This window comes from Streptomyces daghestanicus (genome assembly GCF_020521275.1).
Taxonomy (GTDB): domain Bacteria; phylum Actinomycetota; class Actinomycetes; order Streptomycetales; family Streptomycetaceae; genus Streptomyces; species Streptomyces griseoviridis.
Map to the genome: position 1 here is coordinate 890393 of NZ_BNDX01000016.1, position 26307 is coordinate 916699.

At 72.9% G+C, this 26307-nt stretch carries 25 protein-coding genes and 1 pseudogene; 9 read left to right on the forward strand and 17 right to left on the reverse strand.

What is annotated here, in order from left to right; translation table 11 throughout:
- The first annotated feature begins 118 nt into the window (after positions 1-118).
- From Sdagh_RS30640 to Sdagh_RS30650, 3 genes are all read left to right on the forward strand, one after another.
- The gene (locus Sdagh_RS30640; RefSeq protein ID WP_226535971.1) at positions 119-1321 is read left to right on the forward strand and encodes an MFS transporter; all 1203 of its coding nucleotides are present in this window, start codon (positions 119-121) and stop codon (positions 1319-1321) included.
- Positions 1322-1351: 30 nt separating this feature from the next.
- Positions 1352-1675, forward strand: a complete 324-nt coding sequence (locus Sdagh_RS30645; protein ID WP_226535973.1) for a hypothetical protein — start codon at positions 1352-1354, stop codon at positions 1673-1675.
- 217 nt (positions 1676-1892) lie between these two features.
- On the forward strand, positions 1893-2090 hold the full coding sequence (locus tag Sdagh_RS30650; protein ID WP_190077621.1) for a hypothetical protein: 198 nt from the start codon (positions 1893-1895) through the stop codon (positions 2088-2090).
- 33 nt (positions 2091-2123) lie between these two features.
- Here Sdagh_RS30650 and Sdagh_RS30655 read toward each other — a convergent pair whose 3' ends face one another.
- Entirely contained in the window at positions 2124-2576 is a 453-nt protein-coding gene (locus tag Sdagh_RS30655) for a MarR family winged helix-turn-helix transcriptional regulator (RefSeq protein WP_189413032.1), read from the reverse strand.
- A gap of 111 nt (positions 2577-2687) precedes the next feature.
- Here Sdagh_RS30655 and Sdagh_RS30660 point away from each other — a divergent pair, with 111 nt between their 5' ends.
- The 3 genes from Sdagh_RS30660 (at position 2688) to Sdagh_RS30670 (ending at position 5073) form a co-directional block, all read left to right on the forward strand.
- The gene (locus tag Sdagh_RS30660; RefSeq protein ID WP_190007957.1) at positions 2688-3710 is read left to right on the forward strand and encodes an NADP-dependent oxidoreductase; all 1023 of its coding nucleotides are present in this window, start codon (positions 2688-2690) and stop codon (positions 3708-3710) included.
- A 104-nt stretch (positions 3711-3814) separates the two neighbouring features.
- On the forward strand, positions 3815-4234 hold the full coding sequence (locus tag Sdagh_RS30665; protein ID WP_190007959.1) for an organic hydroperoxide resistance protein: 420 nt from the start codon (positions 3815-3817) through the stop codon (positions 4232-4234).
- A gap of 41 nt (positions 4235-4275) precedes the next feature.
- Complete coding sequence (locus Sdagh_RS30670; RefSeq protein ID WP_190007961.1) at positions 4276-5073, forward strand: EI24 domain-containing protein; 798 nt, start codon at positions 4276-4278, stop codon at positions 5071-5073.
- A gap of 13 nt (positions 5074-5086) precedes the next feature.
- Here Sdagh_RS30670 and Sdagh_RS30675 read toward each other — a convergent pair whose 3' ends face one another.
- From Sdagh_RS30675 to Sdagh_RS30695, 5 genes are all read right to left on the reverse strand, one after another.
- Positions 5087-5557 carry an SUKH-3 domain-containing protein gene (locus tag Sdagh_RS30675; RefSeq protein ID WP_190007963.1) on the reverse strand — a complete coding sequence of 157 codons (471 nt, stop codon included), beginning with the start codon at positions 5555-5557 and terminating at the stop codon, positions 5087-5089.
- The gene (locus Sdagh_RS30680; RefSeq protein WP_190077622.1) at positions 5554-5697 is read right to left on the reverse strand and encodes a hypothetical protein; all 144 of its coding nucleotides are present in this window, start codon (positions 5695-5697) and stop codon (positions 5554-5556) included. The genes Sdagh_RS30675 and Sdagh_RS30680 overlap by 4 nt, the downstream gene beginning before the upstream one ends.
- 7 nt (positions 5698-5704) lie before the next feature.
- Positions 5705-10276: an RHS repeat-associated core domain-containing protein gene (locus Sdagh_RS30685; protein ID WP_190077623.1), complete on the reverse strand. Its 4572-nt coding sequence runs from the start codon at positions 10274-10276 to the stop codon at positions 5705-5707.
- Between the two features lie 72 nt (positions 10277-10348).
- Positions 10349-11635: a pyroglutamyl-peptidase I gene (locus Sdagh_RS30690; RefSeq protein ID WP_189413045.1), complete on the reverse strand. Its 1287-nt coding sequence runs from the start codon at positions 11633-11635 to the stop codon at positions 10349-10351.
- A gap of 48 nt (positions 11636-11683) precedes the next feature.
- Positions 11684-12289 (reverse strand): TetR/AcrR family transcriptional regulator, encoded by a 606-nt coding sequence (locus tag Sdagh_RS30695; protein WP_189413046.1) that lies wholly within the window; start codon positions 12287-12289, stop codon positions 11684-11686.
- A gap of 64 nt (positions 12290-12353) precedes the next feature.
- Here Sdagh_RS30695 and Sdagh_RS30700 point away from each other — a divergent pair, with 64 nt between their 5' ends.
- Positions 12354-14855, forward strand: a complete 2502-nt coding sequence (locus Sdagh_RS30700) for a beta-glucosidase (RefSeq protein WP_190077624.1) — start codon at positions 12354-12356, stop codon at positions 14853-14855.
- Positions 14856-14954: 99 nt separating this feature from the next.
- On the opposite strand, the gene Sdagh_RS30705 is transcribed toward Sdagh_RS30700, so the two are convergent.
- Together Sdagh_RS30705 and Sdagh_RS30710 are read right to left on the reverse strand one after the other, a co-directional pair.
- Positions 14955-15932 (reverse strand): aldose epimerase family protein, encoded by a 978-nt coding sequence (locus Sdagh_RS30705; protein WP_189413050.1) that lies wholly within the window; start codon positions 15930-15932, stop codon positions 14955-14957.
- 28 nt (positions 15933-15960) lie between these two features.
- Complete coding sequence (locus Sdagh_RS30710) at positions 15961-16851, reverse strand: SGNH/GDSL hydrolase family protein (protein WP_190007971.1); 891 nt, start codon at positions 16849-16851, stop codon at positions 15961-15963.
- A 268-nt stretch (positions 16852-17119) separates the two neighbouring features.
- Here Sdagh_RS30710 and Sdagh_RS30715 point away from each other — a divergent pair, with 268 nt between their 5' ends.
- The gene (locus Sdagh_RS30715; protein WP_189413054.1) at positions 17120-17614 is read left to right on the forward strand and encodes a DUF3145 domain-containing protein; all 495 of its coding nucleotides are present in this window, start codon (positions 17120-17122) and stop codon (positions 17612-17614) included.
- Positions 17615-17759: 145 nt separating this feature from the next.
- Here the strand turns inward: Sdagh_RS30715 and Sdagh_RS30720 are convergent, their stop codons facing one another.
- The 5 genes from Sdagh_RS30720 to fasR form a co-directional block, all read right to left on the reverse strand.
- Positions 17760-19031, reverse strand: a complete 1272-nt coding sequence (locus Sdagh_RS30720; protein WP_190077625.1) for a beta-ketoacyl-[acyl-carrier-protein] synthase family protein — start codon at positions 19029-19031, stop codon at positions 17760-17762.
- A gap of 85 nt (positions 19032-19116) precedes the next feature.
- Positions 19117-19365: an acyl carrier protein gene (locus Sdagh_RS30725; RefSeq protein WP_019326292.1), complete on the reverse strand. Its 249-nt coding sequence runs from the start codon at positions 19363-19365 to the stop codon at positions 19117-19119.
- A 78-nt stretch (positions 19366-19443) separates the two neighbouring features.
- Complete coding sequence (locus tag Sdagh_RS30730) at positions 19444-20445, reverse strand: ketoacyl-ACP synthase III (RefSeq protein WP_189413058.1); 1002 nt, start codon at positions 20443-20445, stop codon at positions 19444-19446.
- 16 nt (positions 20446-20461) lie between these two features.
- A complete protein-coding gene (locus tag Sdagh_RS30735) occupies positions 20462-21379 on the reverse strand; it encodes an ACP S-malonyltransferase (protein WP_189413060.1) in 918 nt (305 codons plus the stop codon).
- Between the two features lie 89 nt (positions 21380-21468).
- Positions 21469-22677, reverse strand: a complete 1209-nt coding sequence (fasR, locus tag Sdagh_RS30740) for a fatty acid biosynthesis transcriptional regulator FasR (RefSeq protein ID WP_189413061.1) — start codon at positions 22675-22677, stop codon at positions 21469-21471.
- A gap of 61 nt (positions 22678-22738) precedes the next feature.
- On the opposite strand from fasR, the gene Sdagh_RS30745 reads away from it, so the two are divergent.
- On the forward strand, positions 22739-23404 hold the full coding sequence (locus tag Sdagh_RS30745) for a pirin family protein (protein WP_190077657.1): 666 nt from the start codon (positions 22739-22741) through the stop codon (positions 23402-23404).
- Here Sdagh_RS30745 and Sdagh_RS30750 read toward each other — a convergent pair.
- The 4 genes and pseudogenes from Sdagh_RS30750 to Sdagh_RS30765 form a co-directional block, all read right to left on the reverse strand.
- Positions 23385-23648 carry a DUF397 domain-containing protein gene (locus Sdagh_RS30750; RefSeq protein ID WP_189413063.1) on the reverse strand — a complete coding sequence of 88 codons (264 nt, stop codon included), beginning with the start codon at positions 23646-23648 and terminating at the stop codon, positions 23385-23387. The two genes, Sdagh_RS30745 and Sdagh_RS30750, sit on opposite strands and share 20 nt — an antisense overlap.
- Positions 23614-24276: pseudogene (locus tag Sdagh_RS30755) on the reverse strand (DUF5753 domain-containing protein); the annotation flags it as partial. The pseudogene Sdagh_RS30755 and the gene Sdagh_RS30750, both read right to left, overlap by 35 nt.
- Positions 24277-24279: 3 nt before the next feature.
- Positions 24280-25404, reverse strand: coding sequence for a DUF5954 family protein (locus Sdagh_RS30760; RefSeq protein ID WP_190077626.1), 1125 nt, complete (start codon positions 25402-25404; stop codon positions 24280-24282).
- Positions 25405-25453: 49 nt separating this feature from the next.
- Positions 25454-26272 carry a serine hydrolase domain-containing protein gene (locus Sdagh_RS30765; RefSeq protein ID WP_189413069.1) on the reverse strand — a complete coding sequence of 273 codons (819 nt, stop codon included), beginning with the start codon at positions 26270-26272 and terminating at the stop codon, positions 25454-25456.
- Positions 26273-26307 lie beyond the last annotated feature (35 nt).

Below are 26307 nucleotides of genomic sequence, written 5' to 3' on the forward strand. Positions count from 1 at the left end.
TGCTCCACGCCCCTCCGGTTGTTTGCCCCGCACCCCCGCCAACCGGTCTGATGACCCCGCCCCAACACCCCGTTGTCGCCCCCACCTCCACCCCACCTCACGGAAGACCCGTACGCCCGTGTCCGCACTCCCCGTCCCCGGGTTCCGCCGCCTCTGGGCGGCCTACGCCGTCAGCACGTACGGCACGTGGATCGCCTTCGGCGCGTTCCCGCTGATCGCGGTCCGCGTGCTGCACGCGTCACCCTTCGCGGTGTCGCTCCTGGAGGCGGCCGGGCTCGCGGTCGCGGCGGTGGCCGCCCTCCCGCTCGGCCCCTGGGTGGAGCGCCGCCCCAAACGCCCGGTGCTGATCGCGGCGGACCTGGTCCGCTTCCTCGCGACGGCGAGCATCCCCCTCACCTACGCCCTCGGCCTGCTCACCTACCCCCAGCTCCTCCTCGCCGCGACCGTCTCCGGCACCGCGAACATCGCCTTCACCGCCGCGTCCGGCGCGTACCTCAGGACCCTGGTCCCCGGTGACCGCCTCCTTGCCGCGCACGGCCGGTTCGAGGGCACGAGCTGGGTGGCGACCGCCGTCGGCCCGCCCCTCGGCGGCGCCCTCACCGCCCTGTTCGGCCCGGTCGTCACCGTCCTGGCCGACGCCGTCAGCTACCTGCTGTCCGCGCTGGGCCTCGCGGGCATCCGCGCGGCCGACCCCCCGGCCCCCGCACGCTCCCGCGTCCACCTCCTCACCGGCTGGCGCACCCTCCGTCACGACCGCTTCCTGCGCCGCCTGTTCCTCAACTCCGTCCTGGTCAGCGGCCTGATCACGGCGACGGTCCCCCTTCTGGCCGTCCTCCTCCTCGGCACGTACCACTTCCCGCCCTGGCAGTACGGCCTCGCCTTCGGCGTCCCGGCCCTCGGCGGCCTCGCGGGCGCCCGCCTCTCCGCGCCCCTGGTCCGCCACTACGGCCACCACCGCGTCCGCACCGTCTCCGGCCGGCTCCGCTCCCTCTTCCCCCTCGGCCTCGCCTTCCTCGGCCCCGGCACCTCGGGCCTGCTCACGGTGATCGTGGTCGAGGCCCTCCTGATCACCTGCATGGGCGTGTACAACCCCCTGTACGCCACCGAGCGCCTCCGCCGCACCCCCGCCGACCGCACCGCGCAGGTGCTCACCACCTGGACCGTCGCCGGCCGGCTCACCCAGGCCGCGCTCACCGCCCTCTGGGGCCTCCTCGCCACCGCCACCACCCCCCTGACGGCGATCACCCTCGCCGGCGTCCTCCTGCTGGGCACCCCCCTGCTGCTGCCGCGCCGCGACCACGAGCAGCCGGTGGCTGGTTGACGGAACGCGCGAAGGGATACGGCCGCCCTGGTGCCGGTCGCGGTCCTCGTCGGCCTGGACACCGCCGGACAGGCGGCGAGCGTGGCCGGCGCGGTGGTCGGGCTGCTCGCCCTGCTGGTGTCCGTGATCGCCCTGTCCCGCTCCGGCGCCCCGGCCGCCGGAGCCCGGTCGGTCCAGTCCGGCGGCGCCGTCGGCCGTGCCGTCACCGGCGACCGCAACCGCCTCGGCCCCGCTCCCGCCGCCCCGGCGGCGGCCCCGCCGGCCGGCCCCGCCGCCGTACCGGGGGAGCGGGGCGTCTCCGCGGCGGGCGGCATCGGCCAGGCCGTCACCGGAGACGAGAACGAGGACGCGTGAAGTGGCCGTGGGGCCCGCGCGAACCGGCCGAACGGCCCGCGCCCAAGCGCGAGTCGGCCCTCGGCAGACGCGTGGTCGACGTCGACGGCGACCCCACCATGGTCATCACCGGCGACCCCACCACGGTCATCACCGGCGACCACAACATCATCGTGGGCGACGTCTCCCGGCCCTTCCTGGCCGAGCTGCGCCGGCAGCTGTCCGCCAGACCACCGAGGTGGCTCGCACCCTCACCGAACCGGCCCCGCGAGCATCCGCCCTGGCCGCGGCGGCCAAGGCCCACGGTGCCTCCCCCGAGGGCCGCTCCGTGCTCCGCTGGACCCTGTCCCTGCGTTCGCACGAGGACTTCCTGGCCGAACTGGCGACCGTCACCCCCGAGGCCCTCGGCGAGGCGGGGCGCTGCGCGACGACGTGACCGGTCCGCCCGCCGGCCGGACCCGAACGGCGATCAGTCCTCGTCCCCGCCCGCCCCCAGCATCCTCCGCAAGGAATCCCGCAGCACCCGCCGCTCCTCCACCGACAAGCCCGCCAGCGGCGCCCGCGCGAAGTGCAGGGACTCGCGCAGGCTGCGGGCCACCCGCAGGCCCTCCTCCGTCGCCGCGGCGACCTTCACGCGCCGGTCGCCGGGGTCGGGGCGGCGCTCGACCAGGCCCCGCGCCTCCAGGCGGTCCACGATCCCCGTGACGTTCGACGGCTCGCAGCGCAGCTTGCGGGCCAGCCGGCGCATCGGCAGCGGCTCAAGGGAGAGCAGCCGCAGCAGGCGGGCCTGGGCCCCGGTCAGCGCGTGCTCGGCCGCCGCCTCCTCGTACTCCGCGTGGTAGCGGGCCACCGCCTCGCCGATCAGCTCGACGACTTCCACGGTCAACGCGTCCGGTCGGTGGGCGGGGTGTGAGGCGGCCATACGTCCAGGGTACCCAGTGTTTGACAACCTGAAATTCTCAGTAGCACAGTTGTTTCAGGTACTGAAACATTTCGGCCGCCCGAGCCGACCGACCCCTCGAAAGGCACCTCCATGACCGAGTCCCCCGCCCTCCCCTCCGTCAACCGCGAGTGGCACCTGCTGAGCCGCCCCGTCGGCTGGCCGAAGGAGGAGGACTTCGCGCTGGTCGAGACGGACCTCCCGACGCCCGGCGAGGGCCAGGTGCTGGTCCGCAACCAGTACCTCTCCGTCGACCCGTACATGCGCGGCCGCATGAGCGCCGCCAAGTCCTACGTCGCCCCCTACGAGCTGAACCAGCCCATGCAGGGCGGCGCCGTCGGCGAGGTCGTCGCCTCGAACGCCGAGGGCATCGCCGTCGGCGACCACGTCCTGCACTGGCTCGGCTGGCGCGAGTACGCCGTCGTGGACGCGAAGCAGGCCGTCAAGGTCGACCCCGGGGTCGCCCCCCTGTCGACGTACCTCGGCGTGCTCGGCATGCCCGGCCTCACCGCCTACGCCGGTCTGCTGCGCACCGCCTCCTTCAAGGAGGGCGACGCCGTCTTCGTCTCCGGTGCCGCGGGCGCCGTCGGCGGCCAGGTCGGCCAGATCGCCAAGCTGAAGGGCGCCTCCCGGGTCATCGGCTCCGCGGGCTCGGACGAGAAGGTCAAGCTGCTCACGGAGGAGTACGGCTTCGACGCCGCCTTCAACTACAAGGACGGCGACGTCAGCCGCCAGCTCCGCGCCGCCGCCCCGGACGGCGTCGACGTCTACTTCGACAACGTCGGCGGCGACCACCTGGAGGCCGCGATCGGCTCCCTCAACCGGGACGGCCGGATCGCCGTCTGCGGCATGATCTCCGTCTACAACAACACCGAGCCCGCCCCCGGTCCGAAGAACCTCGCCCGCCTCATCCAGACCCGCGGCCGCATCGAGGGCTTCCTCGTCGGCGACCACTACGACCTCCAGCCCCAGTTCGTCGAGGAGGTCGGCCCCTGGGTCCGCGAGGGCCGCCTCAAGTACCGCGAGACCTTCGTCGAGGGCATCGAGAACAACCTGGAGGCATTCCTCGGCGTCCTGCGCGGCGACAACACCGGGAAGATGATCGTCACGCTCTGACAGCGGGCACACCTTCCCAGCAGTTTCGGCATGCGGTAACTTTCTTCCGGCCGATGAAAGTCAAGCCGAGGGAAGCCCCTCACGGCCCGGAGAAAGGCACCCGCATGCCGATCCAGCAGTCCGACGTCCAGTACACCGCCGTCGCCACCGCGGAGAACGGCCGCGACGGCCGCGTCCGCACCGACGACGGCAAGCTCGACGTGGTCGTCAACCCGCCCAAGGAGATGGGCGGCAGCGGCGCCGGCACCAACCCGGAGCAGCTCTTCGCCGCCGGTTACAGCGCCTGCTTCCAGGGCGCCCTCGGTGTCGTCGCCCGTCAGGAGGGCGTCGACATCTCCGGCTCCACCGTCACCGCCAAGGTCGGCATAGGCAAGAACGACGAGGGCTTCGGCCTGATCGTCGAGATCTCCGCCGCCCTCCCGGCCGTGGACGACGCCACCGCCCGCGACCTCCTGGAGAAGGCCCACCAAGTCTGCCCGTACTCCAAGGCGACCCGCGGCAACATCACGGTCACGCTCGCGTAGCACCGCTCCCCGGCCGCCGGACCGCCCGCTACAGTTCCCCCATGCGTGATCTTGGGGCGGGATTCGGTCATCTCCTGAAGGGCCAGCGCTGGGTGGCCCGGCACGGCAAGAGCTACGGCTTCGGCCTGCTGCCGGGCCTGATCACCCTGGTCCTGTACGTCGGGGCCCTGGTCGCCCTCGCCCTGTGGGGGGCGGACTTCGTCGGCTGGGCCACCCCGTTCGCCGACGACTGGTCCAGCCCGTGGGCGGGCCTCTTCCGCGGCTTCCTCACCGCCGTCCTCTTCGCCCTCGCCCTGCTGCTGGCCGTCCTCACCTTCACCGCGGTGACCCTGCTGGTCGGCCAGCCCTTCTACGAGAGCCTCTCCGAGCGCGTCGACCGCGACGTCTCCCCGGACGGCAGCGCCCCCGAATCCGGCCTGCCGCTCCTGCGCGAGCTGTGGATCTCCGCCCGCGACAGCCTCCGCCTCCTGGTCCGCGCCGCGGTCTGGGGCGTCCTCCTCTTCGCGCTGGGCTTCATCCCGGTCGTCGGACAGACCGTCGTCCCCGTGGTCGGCTTCTTCGTCACCGGCTTCTTCCTCACCGAGGAGCTGACCTCCGTCGCCCTCCAGCGGCGCGGCGTGCAGATGCGCGAGCGCCTCGCCCTGCTCCGCTCCCGCAAGACCCTGGTCTGGGGCTTCGGCACCCCGCTGGGCCTCGCCTTCCTGGTCCCGGTCGTCGCGGTCTTCCTGATGCCGGGCGCGGTCGCCGGCGCGACGCTCCTCGCCCGCGAACTCCTGGGCGAGGAGACGAAGGACGGCGACGAGGCCCCGGCCCCGGCCGACACGAACGCCACGTCCTGACGGACCCGGCCGGTCACAGCTCCCAGAAGAACGTCTTGTCCCAGTCACCGGTGAGCACGGCCCGCACGGCGTTCTCGAACCCGTTGGCCACCCGCTGGAACCCGGCGTCCCCGAAGAAGAAGATGTCACCGTCGCCGGCGAGGAGCACCGACTCCTCGGTGTGAGACACCGTGCCCACCAAGGTGACGGGGAAGCCGAGGCGCTTGGCATGGATGCCCAACGCCCTCGGTGTGGCGTGCGCGGACTCCAGCGTCCTCTCGACCGAGGTCGTGAGATCGTCCTTCCGCCCGCGCCACATCCAACTCACCGTGAGCTCACCGTACGCGGTGAGGAACTCCCGCAGCCGGTCCGTGACCTCGTACCCGTCCTCGGCATACCGCCGACAGGCGTCCTCCAGATCCAGAGGGTGCACTTCGAGTTCGCCCAGTTCCGCCACTGCGTCGCGGACTTGCCGGATCGCCCGTGAATCAGGGGTGTCGTTCATCCTGTCAGTACCTCTCCTCCGAAACCGGGGACCCATGCCGCGCAGTTGTCGCACATCTTGAATTTCTTGCCCTTGGGATTGACGGTCACCAGATCGATGTTCTTGGGATCCGCGCCGTCATGGAGAGCCTCGGTGAACATACGCGGTTCAGCACACCCCTGGCGGACGACCGAACTTCTGCAGCGACTCTTCCGGCAACGCGTCGATCACTGCCTGGTGGTGGCCAGTCTCCGGGCCGCTCTCGCCGTAGTAGACCTTACCGGTGGTTCGATCCTTGCCCACGGAATAGGCCCCCGGGGCCCCCTCGTCCTCTCCCAGGCCCGCGATGACATGCTGGACGCGGGCCTTGCCCAGGTCCATCAACTCTTTTCTCAGATCCGCGCCGTCGTCCGGCATCAACCCCAACGGGTCGCACCACGTCAGCGGATTGTGGACGTAGGCGTCCGGATTGGGTGACGGGCTCAGGCCGAGCGGGTCCGGAGTCGTGTAGCGGGCGGTGGCGGGATCGTAGTAGCGGTTCAGGTTGTAGTGCAGGCCGGTCTCGGGGTCGAAGTACTGGCCGGGGAAGCGCAGCGGCGTCGTCGTGGTGCTGTCGGACGGCCAGGTGGTGTCGCCCCACAGCGTGGGTACGGTCCGCCAGGCGATGGCTCCGGTGGCGGTGTCGACGAGTTCGGTCGGTGAACCGATGAGGTCGGTGACGATCGCGAAGAACCGGCGGTCGATCCGGTCCTGCGGGGTGTCGGCGGTTGCCGGGGTGGTGATCGTCTCGGTCTGGGCCAGCGGATGCCGGCCCTTGTGGTCCCAGCTCATGGTGTACGGGCCGGGCAGCCCGGGTGCGTGCGTGGTCTGCTCGGCGAGGGTCGACCCGTCCCAGGTGAACTCGGTCCGCTCCACGACCGTGACGCCGTCGTCGGCCAGGCGGTGCTTGGCGATGCGGCGGCCGAAGGGGTCGTAGCGGTAGACCCAGCGGATGCCGTCGGGCGTGGTGACGTGGGTGAGACGGTTCTCGGCGTCCCAGGTGTAGTGCCACGTCGCGGGCTTCCGCGAGAGCCGGGTGAGCCGGCGGAGCGTCGTGCGGCCGGCGGCGTCGTACGCGTAGGGGACGCGGCCGGCGCTCTCCAGCTCGGTACCGGTGTAGGTGCGAGCGCCGACCGCCGCTTCGCCGGGGCCGGTGGCGGGCCAGTGCGCCTCGGTGAGATTGCCGGCCGGGTCGTAGGCGTACCTCTCGCTCCAGGTGGCGGCCCGCACGCCGGTGACACGCCCCGCGGTGTCGAGTTGGAAGGTGCGCGCCCCGTTGAGCTGGTCGTCGACGCCGGTCAGGGCTCCGTCGACGCGGTAGGTGAAGGCGCGGCTCTGCAGCACCGTCCGGTCGGAGCGGAGGATCTGCCCGGTCAGGCGGTGCTCGGTGTCCCAGGTGCTGTGCAGGGTGAGGCGGCCGTCCAAAACGCGTTCGCACTCGTGCCCGGCGGCGTCGTGGGCGAAGTCGAGCCGGCCGCCCGTGGTGATGAGGGAGGCGCGGCGGCCCGCCCGGTCGTAGGTCCAGGCGCTGTGGTGACCGCCGGGGGTGAGGCGGCCGGCGCGGCGGCCCACGGCGTCCAGGGTGTGGGTGAGGGTGCGGCCGTTCACGGTCTCGGTGAGCAGGCGGCCGAGGGGATCGACGGTACGGCGCAGGTCGGCGTCCGGACCGGTGGCCCGGATCAGGTGTCCCGCCGGGTCGTAGGCGTAGGTGGTGACCGCGCCGTCGCAGTCCTTCTCCACCAGGCGGCCGAGGATGTCGTAGCCGTACCGGACACGCTGCCCGGTCGGGGCGGTCCGGGTCACCACGTCGCCGGCGGCGTCGAGTTCGTAGCCGACGGTCCGGCCGTGGAAGTCGGTCTCCGACACCAGGCGTCCGGCGGCGTCGTAGCGGTACTGCCAGGACTGGCCGACGGCGTTGGTGACGGACACGAGCTGCATGTGCGCGTCGTAGCCGAAGGTGAGACGGGTGCCGTCGGGGTCGGTACGGGCGGCGACCGTCTCGAAGGGCGTGTACTCGAACGCGGTGACCCGGCCCGCCCGGTCGGTGTGCGTGAGGAGGTTGCCCTCGGCGTCGTGACTCCAGGTCCGGACGGCACCGTCCGGGGACGTGTACGACGTCAGTCGTCCCTCGACGATCCAGGTCAGCCGGGTGACGCCGCCCAGTTGGTCGGTGACGGCGATGACCCGGCCGAAGGCGTCCCGGTCGTAGCGGCTCGTGGCGCCGGCCGGGTCGGTGACCTCGATCGGCATGCCGGCCGCGTCGCACCGCACGAGCGTGGTGTGGCCCAGGGCGTCGGTGACCGAGGCGAGGTGGCCGGACGCGTCATAGCCGTAGCGGGTCGTGGCCCCGGTCGGGTCGGTGACGGAGGTGCGGCGCCCGGCTTCGTCGAAGGTCTGGTGCCAGGTCCGGTCGCCGGGCCGGACGATCCGGGTGGGCCGGTGCGCGTCGCCGAAGTAGAGGGCCGTGGACTGTTCGCCGTCCGGCCGGACCACGGAGACGAGTTCGCCCGCGTCGTCGTAGGCGAGGCGAGTCGTACGGCCCAGCGGATCGGTCTGGGAGACGAGGCGGTCGTACTCGTCCCGCTCGAAGCGCGTGGTGTTGCCCAGGGGGTCGGTCTCGGAGACGATCTGGGCGTGCTCGTTGACCTCGTACCGGGTGGAGTGTCCCAGTGCGTTGGTCTCCGTGTGCACTCGGACCCCGGTGACCGGGTCGGGAGCCCCGTACGTGAACCGGAAGCGCAGCGAACCGTCCGCGCCGCCCTCCTCGACGACCCGGTCCGACTCGTCGTAGGCGTACCGGTACTGGGTGCCGTTGCGGTCGGTCCAGGACAGGACGCGGCCGTACGCGTCGTTGTCGAAGCGCAAGGGCAGGCCGGAGGAGTTGTACACCGTGTGCAGGTGGCCGTCGGCGTAGCCGTACTCCACCAAGGGCACGTCCTGCCCGTCCTCGCCCGCCTCGGCCAGGCGGAGCGCGGTGATCCGGTCCCCCTCGACCGTGACCAGGACCCGGTAGCCGCCGGAGTGGGTCATGCTCCGTGGTGCGCCGTCGGCGTCGTAGGCGAAGTCGACGTGGTGTCCGGACCGGTCGCGGATACGGGTGAGCAGAGCCGTCGCGCCGTCCGGGCGGCGGGTGAACTCCCGGACCAGGCCGGTGGCCGGGTCGGTCAGGAGGTAGTCACCCGACGGAGCGTCGATCGCCAGTTCCTGCCGCACCCCGGCCGACGCCCGCGTCGCCTCACCGGGGGCCGGATGCGGGTACGCCTGGGTGAACCGGTCCGCGCTGAGGTAGACCACGCCCTCGGCGTCGATCTCCAGCCGTTCGTCGAAGGCGCACACCCAGCGCGGCCCCATCCAGCGTCCGGCCCGGTACCCGGACTCGAAGGAGCGCTTGAACAACAGCGGCAGTGAGCCCGGCAGCGAGACGTCCATCTGCTCGATGAACATCCGCCCGGTCGCCATGTCCACCGGCTCACCGCCGGGACAGACCGACTCCCGTGGGCGGCCCGCCTCCCGCGGGTTCCGGACCTGCTCACGGCCGCGGCCGGGCGTCGTACCCGAGGCTGTTCCCCGTCCGTCACCGCTCCCCGCGCCCGCCCTCGGACCCGTGTCGCTCCCGCCGTCCCGTCTGCTGAGGCCCTTCAGGCCGTCCGCGATCCGGTCGTCGTTCTCGCGGTGGTTGGTGGCCATCCTCTTCAGGCCGCCGGTCATGCTGTCGTCGAGGTGCCTGGCGGACCTCTTGACGCCCGTCTCGATGCCGTCGATGACCTGGTCCAGCATCGCGTTGGCCGCGTCGGCGATCGCGTCCCGGCCCTTGGTCCGGCCCTGCGTCGACCTGGCGCGGGACAGTTTCCCGCCGGCCCGGTCCCGGATCTTGCCGCCGGCGCCCGCCAGTCGGGTACCGGCCCGGTCGTAGGCGTCGGGGTCCATGCTGAACCGGCCTCCGCCCGCGCCTGCGGGCGAGCTTCCGCCCCCGTTCGCGCCGGCCAGCTTCATCGCCCCGTCGACCCCGGCCTTCGCGCTGTCGACGCCCTCGCTCAGACCCTGGCGGCCCGCCTGCGCGGTCTGCCCGGGGTCGACCCCGTTCCGCACACCGAGGGCATGGCCGCCCACCTGGACCACGAGATCGCCGGCCATGGAACCGAGAGCCTGGTACACCGGGCCCATCGCGGTCTCGATCACCCGGGAGGCGACCTCCTCGCACACCTCCTGGAAGATGCGCTTGACCGCGATGCGGGTGGCCTGGGTCGCGGCCAGGCCACCGAGGGCCGACAGTCCGAGGGTGACCGGTGACGCGGCGACGGCCGCCGCGATCTCGGCGGCCAGGATGCCCAGCTGGGCGATGGCGGCCAGTTTGGCGCCCTCGATCAGTACGGCCACCCCGTCCAGCGCGGTCGCCGCGAGCCGGCCCGCCTCGGCGAGGTTGGCGAGGTGGGTGTCCTTGACCTTGCTCCAGTGCTTCTCCAGGGCCTGGACCGCGAGTCCCTCGTTGGCGCCGGTCAGGTCCGCGATGGCGGCATGGGCGTCGGCGGCCCCGTCGTCCACGTCGTCCGCGAACTCCCGCATGGCCTGCGCCATCTCGCGGTAGTCGTCCTCGTCGACGTTCGGCCAGCTGACACCGATCAGATCAAGGGCTTCGTCCAGGTAGCCCGGCAGCGTGACGCCCATGAGATCCCCCGTCCCGGCCCCGTCCACGGCCGGCATCCACATCACCGAACGGATCGGTGAGCCTACAGAAAGTCAGGGGCGCGTGGTGGGCCAGTACTCGATCCGGCCCTACCGCACCGCCCCCACCGCCACCCCCACGATCCCCCGCACCTGCCCCACGATGTCCCGCCGGTTCGTCTCGAACTCCGGGTCCGTGACCTCCGTGGTGTCGTCCGGGGCGAACTGGAGTACCGGGGTGTGGACGTGGCCGCCGGGGAGGCGGTCGCGGAGGCCCAGGCGGTCGCGGAGGAGCGTCGCGCGGTAGGCGATCTCGTTGGAGAGGTAGTCCCCGCCGCCCCCGGCCCGTGCCGCCGAACCCGGTGTGGGCCCGTCGGGGCGTACGACCGGCCCGGTGCCGCCCGCCGGGATCTCGGTCACGCTGGTGTTGTCGTAGACCGGGAACCGGCCCGTGTCCGCCGCCACGATCTCCCGGTACGGCAGTGTGGTCGTCGTCCACTGGGGCTGGGTGGCCGGGTCGGAGACCGGGGCGAGGCCGGTGCGCGAGACGTTCGCGTTGTCCGCGAAGCCGCCCCGCCACGCCCCGTTGGTCCGCTCCACGTCGAACCGGCCCACCCGGCCCTGGCTCACCGTCATGAACAGGTCGGCCTTCGGCAGGTGCGGCCGCAGCGTCCGCTCCACCTCGCCGGCCGCGAAGTCGTCCCAGCGGACCGGGAAGACGGCCGTCTCCACCCGGGCCGGGCCGGCCGCCGTCTCGATCACCGTGCCGTCCAGTGCCAGCGCGGACGCCCCGGAGGGGTTGGAGATGCGGATGTCCCGGTCCAGGGTGAACGGGTCGAAGCCGGTGACCAGGACCCGCTTCAGCCCACCCTCGGCGCCCGGGAGCCGGATGTCGGACTGCCCTCGCGTGGTCCGTTCCAGCGCCTCCAGCAGCCGGTCGCGCTGACGCTCCGTCAGCGAGAAGCCGGGCTGCAGGCCCCGCACCTCCCGTGTCATCCCCAACCGCGCCCAGTACAGCGGCCGGTCGTCGTCCACCGGCAGGTCCCCGGCGACCGGGCCGCGCCCCTGGGCCCGGTCCACCGCCCGCCGCCACAGCGCCGACCCCTGCCGTACGGCCACCCGCCGGGCCTCCTCGTAGGAGCCGGCCCGCTCCAGCGCGCGGGCGAACGCCGGGGCCACCGCGTCGAATCCGGAGCGCCGCAGGATCTCCTGCGGGACCGCCCTGTCCAGCCGCTGTTCCTCCACCGTGGCCGCCGAGGCCGGAGCCGAAGGGGCCGTGGCTCCCGGAGCCACCCCCGGCGCCGCCTGCGCCACCCCCGTCACCGAGAGCCCCGTCACCGAGAGCCCCGACACCGCAGCCAGGGCGAGTCCACTGATCCGTACGCCTATGCCGGTCATGGTCGGCAGTATCACGTGACGGAAGTGGCCCGCGCTACGGCGCCCGCCTCAGGAGCCGCCGGGGGAGCCGTCCGGTGCCCCGCCCAGCAGCGCCAGGAAGTCCCGGAACGCCTCCGCCATGTCCACCGACCCCGGGTCCAGCAGCCACTGGTACTGCAACCCGTCCAGCATCGCCACCACCAGCGGCGCCGCCCGCTCCGGTGTCAGTCCGCCCGGCAGCCGCTCGCCGTACTCGGCGCGCAGCACCTCCGCCATCGACTCCCGGACCCGCCCGTACCGTTCGGTGAAGAAGCCGCGCGCCGGGTGCCCCTCCGTGACGCTCTCGCCGAGCAGCGCGGAGAAGGTCTGGATGACGCCGGGCCGCATCGCGTTGTACTCGACGAGCGAGGCCAGCAGGTCGAGGCGGAGCCGCCCGGCCGGCAGCGCGTCCCAGCGGTCCCGTTCCTCCAGGACCGCGACCAGCAGCGCCTCCTTGGTGGGGAAGTGGTGCATCAGCCCTTGCTGGGTGAGCCCGACCCGCTCGGCGACGGCGGCCAGGCTCGCGCCCCGGTACCCCCGTTCCGCGATCACCTCCAGGGCGGCCCGCACGATCTCCGCGCGCCGTTCGGTTCCCCGGCCCCTGGCCCTGCTGGTCATGGCGTCACCGTACGACATGCGGACAATCTGAAAGTAACGTACGAATAACGGAACCTACCGATCACCAGGGAGCGGGGGCAGGATGAAAGGCATCCGGAACGGCTCGGCGAGGAGGCACGCGGTGACGGAGACAGCGGCGACCGGTACAGAGGCGCACGGCGAGGCACGGGCGGAGGCGGAGACCGAGGCGGCCGTCGAGGCGGCCCTCGGCGGGCTCGACCTGGACGCCAAGGCGCGGCTGCTGGGCGGCCGGGACATGTGGACGCTGCCCGCGCTGCCGGAGATCGGCCTGGACTCCCTGGTGATGTCCGACGGCCCGATCGGTGTCCGCGGCACCCGCTGGACCGCCGCCGACCCCTCCGTCGCCCTGCCCTCGCCGACCGCGCTGGCCGCCGCCTGGGACCCGGAGCTGGCCCGCCGCGCCGGGGTGCTGCTCGCCCAGGAGGCCCGCCGCAAGGGCGTCCACGTCCTCCTCGCCCCCACGGTCAACCTGCACCGCTCCCCGCTCGGCGGACGCCACTTCGAGGCGTACAGCGAGGACCCGTACCTCACCGGGCGGATCGGCGCGGGCTATGTGACCGGCGTCCAGTCCGGCGGCGTCGCCACCACGGTGAAGCACTTCGCCGCCAACGACGCCGAGACCGACCGCTTCACCGTGAACAACGTCGTCTCCGACCGCGTCCTGCGCGAGCTGTACCTCGCCCCCTTCGAGGCGATCGTCGCCGAGGCCCGCCCCTGGGGCATCATGACCGCCTACAACACGGTCAACGGCGTGCGGATGACCGAGCACCACCACCTGGTCAACGAGATCGCGCGCGGCGAGTGGGGCTTCGACGGCTTCAACGTCTCCGACTGGACCGCCGCCCGCTCCACCACCGGCGCCATCGAGGGCGGCCTCGACGCGGCCATGCCCGGCCCGCGCTCCGTGTACGGGGAGGCCCTGGCCCGCGCCGTGCGCGACGGCCGGGTCGCGGAGGCCACGGTCGACGCGGCCGTACGCAACGTCCTGCGGCTCGCCGCCCGGGTCGGCGCCCTCCGGGGCGCCCCGCCGGCCGTCCCCTGCCTCCCGGCCCCCGTGGACGGCGCCGCCCTGGCCCGCGAGATCGCCCGCCGCTCCTTCGTCCTGGTCCGCAACGAGAACGGGGCGCTCCCGCTCAAGGCCGGCACCGTCGCCCTCACCGGCGCCGCCGCCCGCGACGCCCGGGTCCTCGGCGGCGGCTCCGCCACCGTCTTCCCCGACCACGTCGTCTCCCCGCTCGACGGCCTCACCGCCGCCCTCCCCGAGGGCACCCTCACCTACACCGTCGGCGCCGACCCGAACACCGAACTCGCCGTCGCCGGCCGGGGCTTCACCCTGCGCGCCGTCTGCCGCGACGCGGACGGGCGGACCCTCGGCACCGCCGACGCCCCCAGCGGCCACGTCCAGTGGATGGGCGACGACCTCCCCGACGGCGTCACCCACGACACCCTGCACACCGTCGACCTCACCGGCACCTTCACCCCGCGCGAGAGCGGCACCCACACCTTCGGCATCAAGGGCCTCGGCGCCTTCACCCTCACCGTCGACGGCACCACGTACTTCGACGACGTGCAGCGCCCCGTCAAGGACGACCCGTTCCTGTCCTTCTTCGGAGCCCCCGAACCCCGCGCCGAGGTCGAGCTGACCGCCGGCCGGCCGGTCGAGGTGAGCCTGCGCCACACCGTCGCCCTCCCCGACGACATGCCGCTGAAGGTCGTCACCTTCGCCCTCTGCCACGCCGAACCCGTCCGCGACCCCGACGAACTGATCGCCGAGGCCGCCCGCGCCGCCGGTGCCGCCGACACCGCCGTGGTCGTCGTCGCCACCACCGAACGCGTCGAGTCCGAGGGCTTCGACCGCACCGACCTGCGCCTGCCCGGCCGCCAGGACGACCTGGTCCGCGCCGTCGCCGCCGCCAACCCGAACACCGTCGTGGTCGTCAACGCCGGCTCCCCGGTCGAACTGCCCTGGCGCGACGAGGTCGCCGCCGTGCTGCTGACCTGGTTCCCCGGCCAGGAGGGCGGCGCCGCCCTCGCCGACGTCCTGACCGGCGCCCACGAGCCCGGCGGCCGGCTCCCCACCACCTGGGGCGCCCTCGCCGACGCCCCCGTCACCCAGGTCGTCCCCGAGGACGGCGAACTGCACTACACCGAGGGCGTCTTCATCGGCTACCGCGCCTGGGAGCGCGCGGGCCGCACCCCCGCCTACCCCTTCGGGCACGGCCTCGGCTACACCGACTGGACCTACGAGTCCCTCCAGGTCACCGGTACGACCGTCAAGGTCCGCCTGCGCAACACCGGCGACCGGCACGGCCGCGAGGTCGTCCAGCTCTACCTCGCCCCCGCCGCCCCCGACCCGGCCCGCCCCGCCCGCTGGCTCGCCGGGTTCGCCGGCGTCGAGGCCGCCCCCGGCGAGCGCGCCGAGGTCACCGTCACCCTCCCGCGCCGCGCCTTCGAGGTCTGGGACGAGGCGGCGGGCGCCTGGTCGTTTGTGAAGGGTTCGTACGAACTCCAGGCCGGCCGCTCGATCACCGACCGCCGCATCACCGCGCCGATTACCGTCTGAGACCAGCCCCGGCCCGGACCTGACGACCGGGCCGGGGCTCACCTGCGCCCACCGGATCACGAGAGAACCCGCGGAGCACCGCACGAAGGGGCCCGCGGATCACCGCACGGAGAACCCGTACACCGTCTCCGAGCGGTACACCTGCCCCGGCTGGAGCACGGTGCTCGGGAAGGCGGGCCGGTTCGGCGAGTCGGGGAAGTGCTGGGTCTCCAGCGCGATCCCGTCCCCGGGCGCGAACGGCTCCTCCAGGTGGTCGGCGGTGTAGAGCTGGAGTCCGGGCTCGGTGGTCGCCACGGTCAGCACCCGCCCGGACGCCGGGTCGTACAGCTCCGCGACCTCCTCGGCCGCCGCCGTGACCCCCTTGTCCAGCACGAAGTTGTGGTCGTACCCGGACCCGGTCTTGCGTGCCGTGCGGAAGTCGAAGCGGGTCCCCGTCACGTCCGCCGGCTCGCCCGTCGGGATCAGGTCGTCGTCCACCGGGGTGATCCGCGACGCGGCGATCCGCAGCTCGTGGCCGCCCGCGTGCCCGGCGCCCCGCCCGCCGAGGTGGAAGTAGCTGTGGTTGGTCAGGTTCACCACCGTCGGCGCGTCGGTGACCGCCTCGTACGCGATCCGCAGCGCGCCGGACGCGTCCAGCGTGTACGTCGCCGTCACCTCCAGGCGGCCCGGGAAGCCCTCCTCGCCGTGCGGGCTGACCCGGCGCAGCCGCACCCCGTGCTCCACCGGCGCCGCGTCCCACACGTACTTGTCGAAGCCGCGCTCACCGCCGTGCAGCGCGTTCGGCCAGTTGTTGCGGGCCAGCGTGTACGTCTCGCCGTCCAGCGTGAACCGCCCGCCCGCGATCCGGTTGGCGTACCGCCCGACCAGGGCGCCGAAGTACGGCCCGGGGTGCGTCAGGTACCCGTCCAGGTCCGCGAACCCCAGCACCACGTCGGCGCTCCGCCCGTCCCGGTCGGGGACCTCGACGGACTGCACGATCCCGCCGTACGACAGGACCCGTACCCGCGTGCCGGCCCGCTCCAGGGTCCAGCGGCGGACCGGGGTGCTGTCGGAAAGTGTTCCGAAGAGTTCGTTCATGTGCGGAACTCTAGGACACGTACGCAGGTCAGGGTGTCTTCTCGGTCACCGCCCGGTAGGCGATCGCCGCGAGCCGCGCCTGCCCGTCCACGCTCGGGTGGAACCAGTCCCAGTGGCTCAGCTGCCCGGTCCCGAACCGGTACGCGTACACCGCCCCGCCGTCGGTGCGGCACCTGCGGTCCTCGGCGCAGACGTCCGCCAGCACCTCGTTGTAGTCCCGCACCCGCTGCTCGACGGTGGCGCGGCGCTCGGTGGCCGCCTCGTCCAGCGCGTCCGCGTCCCCCAGCATGGTGGGGCAGATGCCCAGCTTCCACACCTGCTTGCCCAGCGCGCTGGTCCGCCCCTGCGACCAGAGCCGCTTCAGGTCCGGGATGCTCGACACGTACACCTGCGCCCGGGGCGCCGTCGCCCGCAGCGTGCGCAGCGCCGCCTCGAACCGCTCCCGGAACTCCGCCACCGGCGTCATCGCGGCCGTGCTCGACCGGCAGGCGTCGTTGGCGCCCACCATCACCGTCACCAGCTCGGGGCGGTGCCCCGCCGCGCGGGCCATCTGCGCGGGCAGGTCCGCCATCCGCGCCCCGGTCACCGCGTGGTTCCAGCTCCGCCCGGCCGCCGCCTTCCGCCCCAGCAGCCGTACGGCGAGGCTGTCGACCTCCGCGCTGTCGCCGGTCGCCCACGAGACCTCCGGGCAGTCCGACAGCACCGTACAGGCGTCGAAACCGCGGGTGATGGAGTCGCCGACCGCCGCCACCGACGCGGGACTGGTGTCCCACAGCGGCGTCCGCGTCGGGGACGGTGACGCCTTGGACTCCGCCGGACCGCCGCCCCCGCACGCGCCCGCCCCGAGGGCGGTCACGGCGGCCAGGGCGACGGACGCGGCCCACGGCCGGCGCCGCCCCCGGCTCGTCCGCTGTCCCATCCCGCGTCCCCTTCTCCCGGCTGCTCCCGGACCGTCCCTACGCTTCCCAACCCATGACACCGCGCCAGGGTTCCCGGCGCGCCGCGAAGCAACGTCCCGGACCCGTACAAGCGTCCTGCCGGGTGAATGGTGAGGGTTTCCCGCTGCCGGGACCGACGGTACGTCACACTCCGCACGCCCCCGCACGGTAGCCTCGCCCTCAACACGGCCCACCGGGCCGCTGCCGTTCCGCCCCGCCCGAGATGTCCCGCTCTGCCCGGAGGTTCCGGTGACGACACGTGGAGTTCTGTACGTGCACTCCGCTCCGCGCGCGCTCTGCCCCCACGTCGAGTGGGCCGTCGCGGGCGTACTCGGCACGCGCGTCAGCCTGGACTGGATCCGCCAGCCCGCCGCGCCCGGCACCTGGCGCTCGGAGTTCTCCTGGCAGGGCCAGCCCGGCATCGCCTCCCAGCTCGCCTCCGCCCTGCGCGGCTGGCAGCTGCTGCGCTTCGAGGTCACGGCCGAGCCCGGCGCCTCCCACGAGGGCGAGCGCTACAGCTGCACCCCCGACCTCGGCATCTTCCACGCGGTCACCGGCATCCACGGCGACATCCTCATCCCCGAGGACCGCCTGCGCGCCGCCCTGACCCGCTCCCAGCGCGGCGAGACCGACCTCGAATCCGATCTGGCCCACCTCCTCGGCAAGCCCTGGGACGACGAACTCGAACCCTTCCGCTACGCCGGCGAGGGCGCCCCCGTGAGATGGCTCCACCAGGTCGTCTGACCCGCTGGGCGTGCCCTGGGGGCGCGCGGCTGTCCCGCTGTGCGGCTCCGCCGCGCACGGACGCGGCCAGCCCCACTGGACCCGCACCCGAGAACGGCGAACGGCCCGCCCCCACCCGGGGGACGGGCCGTCGAAGCGAACGGCGTCACACGGTCCGGAACGCCAGCACCACGTTGTGCCCACCGAACCCGAACGAGTCGTTCAGCGCGGCGATCCGCCCGTCCACGGGCAGCTTCCGCGCCTCCCCGGTCACGATGTCCGCGTTGGCCGCGGCCTCCGGGTCCAGCTCGGTCACGTTGATCGTCGGCGGAGCCACCCGGTGGTACAGCGCCAGCACGGTCGCGACGGTCTCGACACCACCGGCGCCACCCAGCAGATGCCCCGTCATCGACTTCGTCGCGGACACCGCCATGTGGTCCGCGTCGTCCCCGAACACCTTCCGCAGCGCCTTCAGCTCCGCGATGTCCCCGGCCGGCGTCGACGTCGCGTGCGCGTTGACGTGCACGATCTCCGCCGGGTCCAGGTCGGTGCGCTCCAGCAGGTGCTGGAGGGCGGCGGAGATGCCCCGCCCCTCCGGCTCCGGCTGCACGATGTCGTGGCTGTCGGCGGAGATGCCCTGCCCGACCGCCTCCGCGTAGACGCGGGCGCCGCGCGCGGCGGCGTGCTCGGCGGACTCCAGGACGATGACGCCCGCGCCCTCACCGAGCACGAAGCCGTCGCGGCCCGTGTCGAAGGGGCGGGACGCGCCCTGCGGGTCGTCGTTGTTCTTGGACATCGCCATCATGTTGCCGAACGCGGCGATGGGCAGCGGGTGGATCGCCGCCTCCGTGCCGCCCGCGACGACGACGTCCGCCCGGCCGGTGCGGATCATCTCGATGGCGTAGCCGATCGCCTCCGCGCCGGACGCGCAGGCGGAGACCGGGGTGTGGACGCCCGCGCGGGCGCCGACGGCGAGGCCGACGTTGGCGGACGGGCCGTTCGGCATGAGCATGGGCACGGTGTGCGGGGAGACCCGGCGGACGCCCTTCTCCTTCAGCACGTCGTACTGGTCGAGGAGCGTGGTCACGCCGCCGATGCCGGAGGCGATGACCGTGCCGAGCCGGTCGGGGTCGACGGGCGCGCCCTCGCCGGCCTTGGCCTCGAAACCGGCGTCCTTCCACGCTTCCTGGGCCGCGATCAGCGCGAACTGCGCCGAGCGGTCCAGACGGCGGGCCTGGGGCCGGGGGATGACCTCGGTCGGTTCCACGGCCGCGGGGGCCGCGATGCGGACCGCCTGGTCGGCGGCCCACTCCTGCGTGAGGGGCTTGGCACCGGACTTGCCGGCGACGAGGCCCTCCCAGGTAGAGGCCGCGTCGCCACCCAGCGGTGTGGTTGCGCCGATACCGGTGACGACCACGGTGCGATTGGTCGAGCTCACGGGAATTCTTTCTCCAAGTACGAAGGAATCGAACGGCGCCACCGCCGGGTGGCGGGGCAGTCACCCCAGAGCGGTGATCGGCGGATCAGCTCTGGTGCTTGAGGATGTACTCGGTCGCGTCGCCGACGGTCTTGAGGTTCTTGACGTCGTCGTCGGGGATCTTCACGTCGAAGCGCTCCTCGGCGGCGACGACGACCTCGACCATGGACAGCGAGTCGACGTCCAGGTCGTCGGTGAAGGACTTGTCCGTCTGGACGTCCTCAACCGGAATGCCGGCGATCTCGTTCACGATCTCCGCGAGACCGGCGACGATCTCTTCCTGAGTGGCGGCCATGATGGCGCTCCTTCGTTGTGTTCCGTATGGGGTGTGGCGGGTGACCCGTCCCGGACCGCATGATCCGGCACGGAGTGCCTAAGGGAGGGTAACGACCGTCGCGGCGTAGACGAGACCCGCCCCGAAGCCGATGACGAGCGCGGTGTCGCCGCTCTTCGCCTCGCCGGTCGCCAGGAGCCGCTCCATCGCGAGCGGGATCGAGGCGGCCGAGGTGTTGCCGGTGGTGCGGATGTCACGGGCGACCGTGACGTGCTCCGGCAGCTTCAGCGTCTTCACCATCGAGTCGATGATCCGCACGTTGGCCTGGTGCGGGATGAAGACGTCGAGATCGTCCGAGGTGATCCCGGCCGCGTCCAGCGCCTGCTGGGCGACCTTCGCCATCTCGAACACGGCCCAGCGGAACACCGCCTGGCCCTCCTGCGTGATCGCAGGAAACTTCGTGTGGCCCTCGGCGGCGAACCGGTCCCAGGACACGGTCTGCTTGATCGTCTCGGACTTGTCGCCCTCCGAGCCCCAGACGGTCGGGCCGATCGCCGGCTCCTTGGAGGGACCGACGACGACCGCGCCCGCGCCGTCGCCGAAGAGGAACGCGGTGGCCCGGTCCTCCAGGTCGGTGAGGTCGCTGAGCCGCTCCACGCCGATCACGAGTACGTACTCCGCCGAGCCCTCGACGATCATGCCCTTGGCCAGGGTCAGACCGTAGCCGAAGCCCGCGCAGCCCGCCGAGATGTCGAAGGCGGCGGCCTTGTCCGTGCCGAGCTGGTCGGCGATGGCGGTGGCGATGGCCGGGGTCTGGGCGAAGTGCGACACGGTCGACACCACGACGGCGCCGATCTGCTGGGCGTCGATGCCCGCGTCCGCGATGGCCTTGCCGGACGCCTCCACCGACATCGCGGCGACGGTCTCCTCCGGCGAGGCCCAGTGCCGGGTCTCGATGCCGGAGCGGGAGCGGATCCACTCGTCGGAGGAGTCGATCTTCTCCAGGATCACCTCGTTGGGCACCACCCGGGTCGGGCGGTAGCCGCCGACACCGAGGATGCGCGCGTACGGGGCTCCCTTGCTCGGCTTGATCTTCGACATGCTCTCGGGCTCCTTCTCACGCACCGTGTTCCGCGATGAGTTCGCGGGCGGCGTCGAGGTCGGCGGGGGACTTGAGGGCCAGCGTCTTCACGCCGGGCAGCGCGCGCTTGGCCAGCCCGGTGAGCGTGCCGCCGGGGCAGACCTCGATCAGGGCGGTGACGCCCAGCTCCTTGAAGGTCTCCATGCACAGGTCCCAGCGGACCGGGTTGGCGACCTGGCCGACCAGCCGGTCGAGCACCTCGGCGCCCGACACGACGGCCTGCCCGTCCTTGTTGGAGACGTAGGTGAGCCTCGGGTCGGCGGGGGAGAGCTTCTTGGCGGCCTCGGCGAGCGTGTCGACGGCGGGGGCCATGTGGTGCGTGTGGAAGGCGCCGGCGACCTTCAGCGGGACGACCTTGCGGACGCCCTCCGGCTTGTCCTCGGCGAGCGCGGCGAGCTGCGCCATGGTGCCGGCGGCGACGATCTGCCCGGCGCCGTTGACGTTGGCCGGGGTCAGGCCGAGCTTCTCCAGGTGCGCGACGCTCACCTCGGGGTCGCCGCCGAGCAGCGCCGACATCCCGGTCTCGGTGACGGCGGCGGCCTCGGCCATCGCCAGGCCCCGCTTCCGTACGAGGGTCAGCGCGGCGGTGTCGTCCAGGACGCCCGCGAAGGCGGCGGCGGTGATCTCGCCGACGCTGTGCCCGGCGACCGCGCCCGGCGTCACCTCGGTGCCGAGGGCCGCGGCGGACAGCAGTCCGGCGGCGACCAGCAGCGGCTGGGCGACGGCCGTGTCACGGATCGCGTCGGCGTCGGCCTCGGTGCCGTAGTGGGCGAGGTCGAGGCCGATGGTGTCCGACCACGCGGCGACGCGGTCGGCGGCGCCGGGGAGCTGGAGCCAGTCAGTCAGGAAGCCGGGCGTCTGAGCGCCCTGGCCGGGAGCGACGAGTACGAGCACTCTCACACTCTCTCTTGGGGACGGGCGTGGCCGCCCGTGAGGACAGGGACGAAGAACGTAGGGGGGATTTGTAGGGCTCCTACAAAAGACTAGGCTTGTGGATCTCCATCGGCCAGACGTCCCAGGATCAGCGCGATGCGCAGCGTGAAGGCGGATCGTACATCCGAGGGAGACCAGCCGGTGACATCAGTCACACGTCGGAGCCGGTAGCGCACGGTGTTGGGGTGGACGAAGAGCATCCGGGCGGCTCCTTCGAGACTGCTCGCCTGTTCGAGATAGACGCTGAGTGTCTCCAGGAGCGCCGCGCCGGCCTCTTCGAGCGGTCTGTAGATCTCCTCCACCAACTGGGTCCGGGCAGAGGGGTCACCGGCCATCGCGCGTTCCGGAAGCAGATCGTCCGCGAGGACCGGGCGGGGGGCGTCCGGCCAGGCGGCGCCCGCTTTCAGTCCGGCGGCGGCGGCCTGCGCGGAGCGGGTCGCCGCGAGCAGGTCGGGCACGACGGGACCGGCGACGACGGGTCCCTGCGCGAACGGCCCGATCAGCGACCGGGCGACCGCCAGCGGGTTGTCGCTGCCGCCCGCGATCACCACGAGCCGGGCGCCGAGGACCCCGGTCAGCACCTGGAGCTTGGCGTGCCGGGCGGCCCGCCGGATCGCGTCCACGGTCAGCTCCGAGTCGCCGTCCGGCGCGGTCCCGAGCACCACGCACACGTGCTCCGGGGAGTTCCAGCCCAGCGCGGCGGCCCGCGAGACGGCGCCCTCGTCGGCCTCCCCGCTGAGGACGGCGTTCACCACCAGCGACTCCAGGCGGGCGTCCCAGGCGCCGCGCGCCTCGGCGGCCTGCGCGTAGACCTGGGCGGTGGCGAAGGCGATCTCGCGGGCGTAGACCAGCAGCGCCTCCCGCAGCACCGACTCGTCGCCGGGCGCGGCCACCTCGTCGATCGCGGACTCCATGACCTCGATCGTGGTCCGCACCATCTCCACGGTCTGCCGCAGTGTGATCGCCCGGGTCAGTTCGCGCGGGGCGGTCCCGAAGACGTCGGTGGAGATCGCCTGCGGGGTGTCCGGCCGCCGGAACCACTCGGTGAACGCGGCGATGCCCGCCTGGGCCACCAGGCCGATCCAGGACCGGTTCTCCGGCGGCATGGCCCGGTACCACGGCAGTGTCTCGTCCATCCGCGTGATCGCCTGCGCGGCGAGCGATCCGGACGACTGCTCCAGCCGCTTCAGGGTCGCGGCGTGCGGGTGGGCGGGACGTGCGGCGGAGGCGGGGGGCCTGCTGGCTTCGGGTTCGGGCACGGGACAAGACTGCCTTATCGGGAGGGAGGCCCGTGCCGCTGGGTCTACGGTGGACGGCGTGATGGACGTACGCCGCGCCGACGCGCGCTACCCGGGAGGCGACCCGGCGGCCGGGATCGAGTCGTGGCACGCCTTCTCCTTCGGCCCGCACTACGACCCGGACAACCTGCGCTTCGGCGCGCTGATCGCCTGCAACGAGGAGCGGCTCGCGCCCGGCGCCGGTTTCGGTGAACACCCGCACCGCCACACGGAGATCGTGACGTGGGTGGCCGAGGGCGAGCTGACCCACCGTGACAGCACGGGGCGCGAGACGCGGGTGCGCGCGGGGGACGTGCAGCGGCTCAGCGCGGCGGCCGGCGTGCGGCACGTCGAGCGCAACGACGGCCCCGTGCCGCTGGTCTTCGTCCAGATGTGGCTGGCCCCCCTCGACCCCGGCGGCGAACCGTCCTACGAGATCGTCCGGGGCATCGCCGACTCCACGCCGTACGCCCTTCCCGAAGCCGGCGCGCTGCTGCACGTACGGCGGCCGGCGGCGGGGGAGCGGACGGCGCTGCCGGACGGGGCGTACGTGTACGTCCACGTCGTACGCGGCACGGTACGGCTCGCCGGGACGGAACTGCGCCCCGGCGACGCGGCGCGCGTCACCGGGGCGGAGGGTCTGGAGGCGGAGGGCGTGACGGAAGCGGAAATCTTGATGTGGGAGATGACTACCGCAGACCGTCGATGAACGCCCGCCAGGCCCCGGCCCCTACGGTGACGACGGGACCGGAGGGGTTCTTGCTGTCGCGCACGGGAACGAAACCGGTGGGGCAGTTGTCGGAAACCTCGACGCATTCGCCGCCGGTGCTGCCGCTGAACGAAGACGCACGCCACGTGGCGCCGCCGCCCACAGTGCATTCGACGCAGTCGCCGCCATTCGGTCCGCTGTAGCTGGACTTACGCCACTGTGTCGCGCTGGCTTCGGTCTTCATAGCGTTCCTCCATCACACGGGCGATCAGCGCCGCCGAATCGCTCACGGACAGGGCGGCTGCCTGCAAGTGAGCGTAGTGGAGGCTGGCTTCCCTGATGGTCTCCGGGTCAGCCGTCATGTGACCGGACATCATGTCCTCGGTGTAGAAGATGTCCGGGTGATCAGGGAAGCGCAGGACGTTGAACGCCCCCGCGAGCCAGGGGTGTTCGCCGGCGGAGTACGGCAGCACCTGGATGCGCATCCAGCGGTTCCGGTTGAATTCCAACAACCGCTCCAGTTGCCGCCGCATCACTCCCGCACCGCCGATCGGACGGTGCAGCACCGCCTCGTCCAGGACGATCCAGACCAGCGGCGGCTGCAACCGCTCCAGAATGCGCTGGCGTTCCATCCGGGCGGCTACCAGGCCCTCCAAGTCGTCCGGCGAGCCCGTCGCCAGCACCGCCCGCGCGTACTCCTCCGTCTGCAACAGCCCGTACACCAGCTGCGCCTGGTACGTGGAGATGTACGCCGCCTTGGACTCCATCTCCGCGTACGGCTGGAACCAGGTCGGCAGCTGGCTGCGCAGGACCAGGCCGACCAGGCGGGAGAACAGGCCGTCCGAGCCGAGCGCCGCGTCCACCCGCTCGGAGGATCAGCCCTGCTTCTTCCGCTCCCGGCGCTCCTTGACCTCCAGGCGGCGCTTCTCCTCCGCCTCCCAGAGGGCCTTCAGTTCGAGATCGCGTTCGTCGAGGACGAGGGGCTCGTCCTCCTCCTGCCAGAGCCCCTGCTCCTTCAGCCGGCGGGTGTGGACCTCGATCGGCGGCTCGGGGTCGTAGTCGCTGGGGCGGGGCCCCTCCGGGCCGTCCGGGCCGATCCGCACCAGCCGTTCGACGCGGGTCACGCGGTACCTGATGCCGTCGACGGTGAGGCTGTTGCTCCGCTTCTCGTCGAGCCGGTCGGCCGCGCGCGCGTACTCCGCCTTCTTCTCCTCCGACAGCCGCAGCGTGAACGGCGCCATCACCCGCAGCCAGCCCGCGAGGGCGTCGCGCGCGCCCTGCGGGGTGGAGTGCGAGGCGCCGGGGTTGTGCGACTTCCACTCGCCGTCCTCGCGCTCGGCGACCATGAAGACCGCCGGCAGCAGCACCCCGCCCGGGTACTCCTCGGCGGCCCTGCGCGCGTCCGCCCGTACGTCGTCCGGCGCGCCGGGGCCGGGGCCGACGAGCTGCACGAGGTCCAGTTTCAGCAGGCTGTCGGAGAGCCCGGCGGTGGTGTACGGGTCGACCACGAAACCCTTGGTGCGGCGCGGCACCCGGTAGCCCTCGCCGACCTCCGCCGGGTCGGGGTCGGAGGGCCGGGGCGGCTCCGGGCCCCCGTTGCCCATCCGGATGAACCTGGAGGCCCGGACGATCCGGAACCGCTCGCCGCGGACCGTCAGTTCGTTCACCACTTCGCGGTCCATGCGGTGGGCCGCCGCCATCCACGTCTTCTGGGCCTTCGTGTCGCCGGCCTCCCCGGCCTCCTTGGCCCGCATCCGGAAGTGCGAGCCCAGGGAGTCCCGGGACGCCTGCGGGGTGTCGTTGCCGTACTCGGACAGCTCCCACCCCCCGGTGTCGAGTGCCCGCGCGTGGAAGAACTCCCCGAGGCCCACCCCCATCAGACCCGGATAGCGCTCCCGCGCCTCCCACGCCTCCTGCTCGGCGAACGCCGCGATCGGCCCGTCCTGCGGGGCGACGCGGAAGGTCAGGTAGCCGGGCACTCTGTCTTCGTAACCGCTCATGCACACAATGTGCTGGAACCGGGGGCGGTTTCGCCGGGGAACGGGAGAATCAGGCGGTTTCGGCGAGCACCGCGTCGGTGAACGGCGGCCACGCCTCGACCGCCCACGGCCCGAACGCCCGGTCGGCCAGGGCGGCGCAGGCCAGCCCCGCGTCCGGGTCGATCCACAGGAACGTGCCGGACTGCCCGAAGTGCCCGAAGGTGCGCGGCGAGGACGAGGAGCCCGTCCAGTGCGGGGACTTGGCGGCGCGGATCTCGAAGCCGAGGCCCCAGTCGTTGGGATTCTGGTGGCCGTAGCCGGGGAGGACGCCCTTGACGCCCGGGTACTGCACGGTCATCGCCTCCGCGACCGTGCGCGGGTCGAGCAGGCGCGGCGCCTGCACCTCGGCGGCGAAGCGCAGCAGGTCGTCGACGGTGGAGACACCGTCCTTCGCGGGGGAGCCGGCCAGCGTGGTCGACGCCATGCCGAGCGGGGCGAGGACCGCCTGGCGGGCGTACTCCGCGAAGGGGATGTCGGTGGCCTCGGCGATGTGGTCGCCGAGCTGCTCGAAACCGGCGTTGGAGTACAGCCGCCGCTCACCGGGCGCGGCGGTGACACGGTGCTCGTCGAAGGCCAGCCCGGAGGTGTGGGCGAGCAGGTGCCGCACCGTCGACCCGGGCGGCCCCGCGGGCTCGTCCAGGTCGATCGCGCCCTCCTCGTACGCGACGAGGGCCGCGTAGGCGGCGAGCGGCTTGGTGACCGAGGCCAGCGGGAAGGGCCGCCCGGCCGGGCCGTGGGTGCCGAGGACGGTGCCGTCCGCCCGTACGACACCCGCCGCGGCGGTGGGGACGGGCCACTTCTCGATCGACGCGAGGCTGTTCAGGGACATGCGCCGAGCCTAGGGCCTGTCGTTCGGATCAGGTC

Bases quoted from the DNA above. Each gene is read 5' to 3' on its own strand.
- Sdagh_RS30700 (WP_190077624.1), top strand. From the start codon at position 12,354: ATGAAAGGCATCCGGAACGGCTCGGCGAGGAGGCACGCGGTGACGGAG.
- Sdagh_RS30730 (WP_189413058.1), bottom strand. From the start codon at position 20,445: ATGTCGAAGATCAAGCCGAGCAAGGGAGCCCCGTACGCGCGCATCCTC.
- Sdagh_RS30750 (WP_189413063.1), bottom strand. From the start codon at position 23,648: ATGAAGACCGAAGCCAGCGCGACACAGTGGCGTAAGTCCAGCTACAGC.
- Sdagh_RS30760 (WP_190077626.1), bottom strand. From the start codon at position 25,404: ATGAGCGGTTACGAAGACAGAGTGCCCGGCTACCTGACCTTCCGCGTC.
- Sdagh_RS30745 (WP_190077657.1), top strand. From the start codon at position 22,739: ATGGACGTACGCCGCGCCGACGCGCGCTACCCGGGAGGCGACCCGGCG.
- Sdagh_RS30670 (WP_190007961.1), top strand. From the start codon at position 4,276: ATGCGTGATCTTGGGGCGGGATTCGGTCATCTCCTGAAGGGCCAGCGC.
- Sdagh_RS30675 (WP_190007963.1), bottom strand. From the start codon at position 5,557: ATGAACGACACCCCTGATTCACGGGCGATCCGGCAAGTCCGCGACGCA.
- Sdagh_RS30725 (WP_019326292.1), bottom strand. From the start codon at position 19,365: ATGGCCGCCACTCAGGAAGAGATCGTCGCCGGTCTCGCGGAGATCGTG.
- Sdagh_RS30690 (WP_189413045.1), bottom strand. From the start codon at position 11,635: ATGACCGGCATAGGCGTACGGATCAGTGGACTCGCCCTGGCTGCGGTG.
- Sdagh_RS30685 (WP_190077623.1), bottom strand. From the start codon at position 10,276: ATGCCGGCCGTGGACGGGGCCGGGACGGGGGATCTCATGGGCGTCACG.
- Sdagh_RS30680 (WP_190077622.1), bottom strand. From the start codon at position 5,697: ATGTTCACCGAGGCTCTCCATGACGGCGCGGATCCCAAGAACATCGAT.
- Sdagh_RS30710 (WP_190007971.1), bottom strand. From the start codon at position 16,851: ATGGGACAGCGGACGAGCCGGGGGCGGCGCCGGCCGTGGGCCGCGTCC.
- Sdagh_RS30705 (WP_189413050.1), bottom strand. From the start codon at position 15,932: ATGAACGAACTCTTCGGAACACTTTCCGACAGCACCCCGGTCCGCCGC.
- Sdagh_RS30765 (WP_189413069.1), bottom strand. From the start codon at position 26,272: ATGTCCCTGAACAGCCTCGCGTCGATCGAGAAGTGGCCCGTCCCCACC.
- Sdagh_RS30665 (WP_190007959.1), top strand. From the start codon at position 3,815: ATGCCGATCCAGCAGTCCGACGTCCAGTACACCGCCGTCGCCACCGCG.
- Sdagh_RS30655 (WP_189413032.1), bottom strand. From the start codon at position 2,576: ATGGCCGCCTCACACCCCGCCCACCGACCGGACGCGTTGACCGTGGAA.
- Sdagh_RS30660 (WP_190007957.1), top strand. From the start codon at position 2,688: ATGACCGAGTCCCCCGCCCTCCCCTCCGTCAACCGCGAGTGGCACCTG.
- Sdagh_RS30695 (WP_189413046.1), bottom strand. From the start codon at position 12,289: ATGTCGTACGGTGACGCCATGACCAGCAGGGCCAGGGGCCGGGGAACC.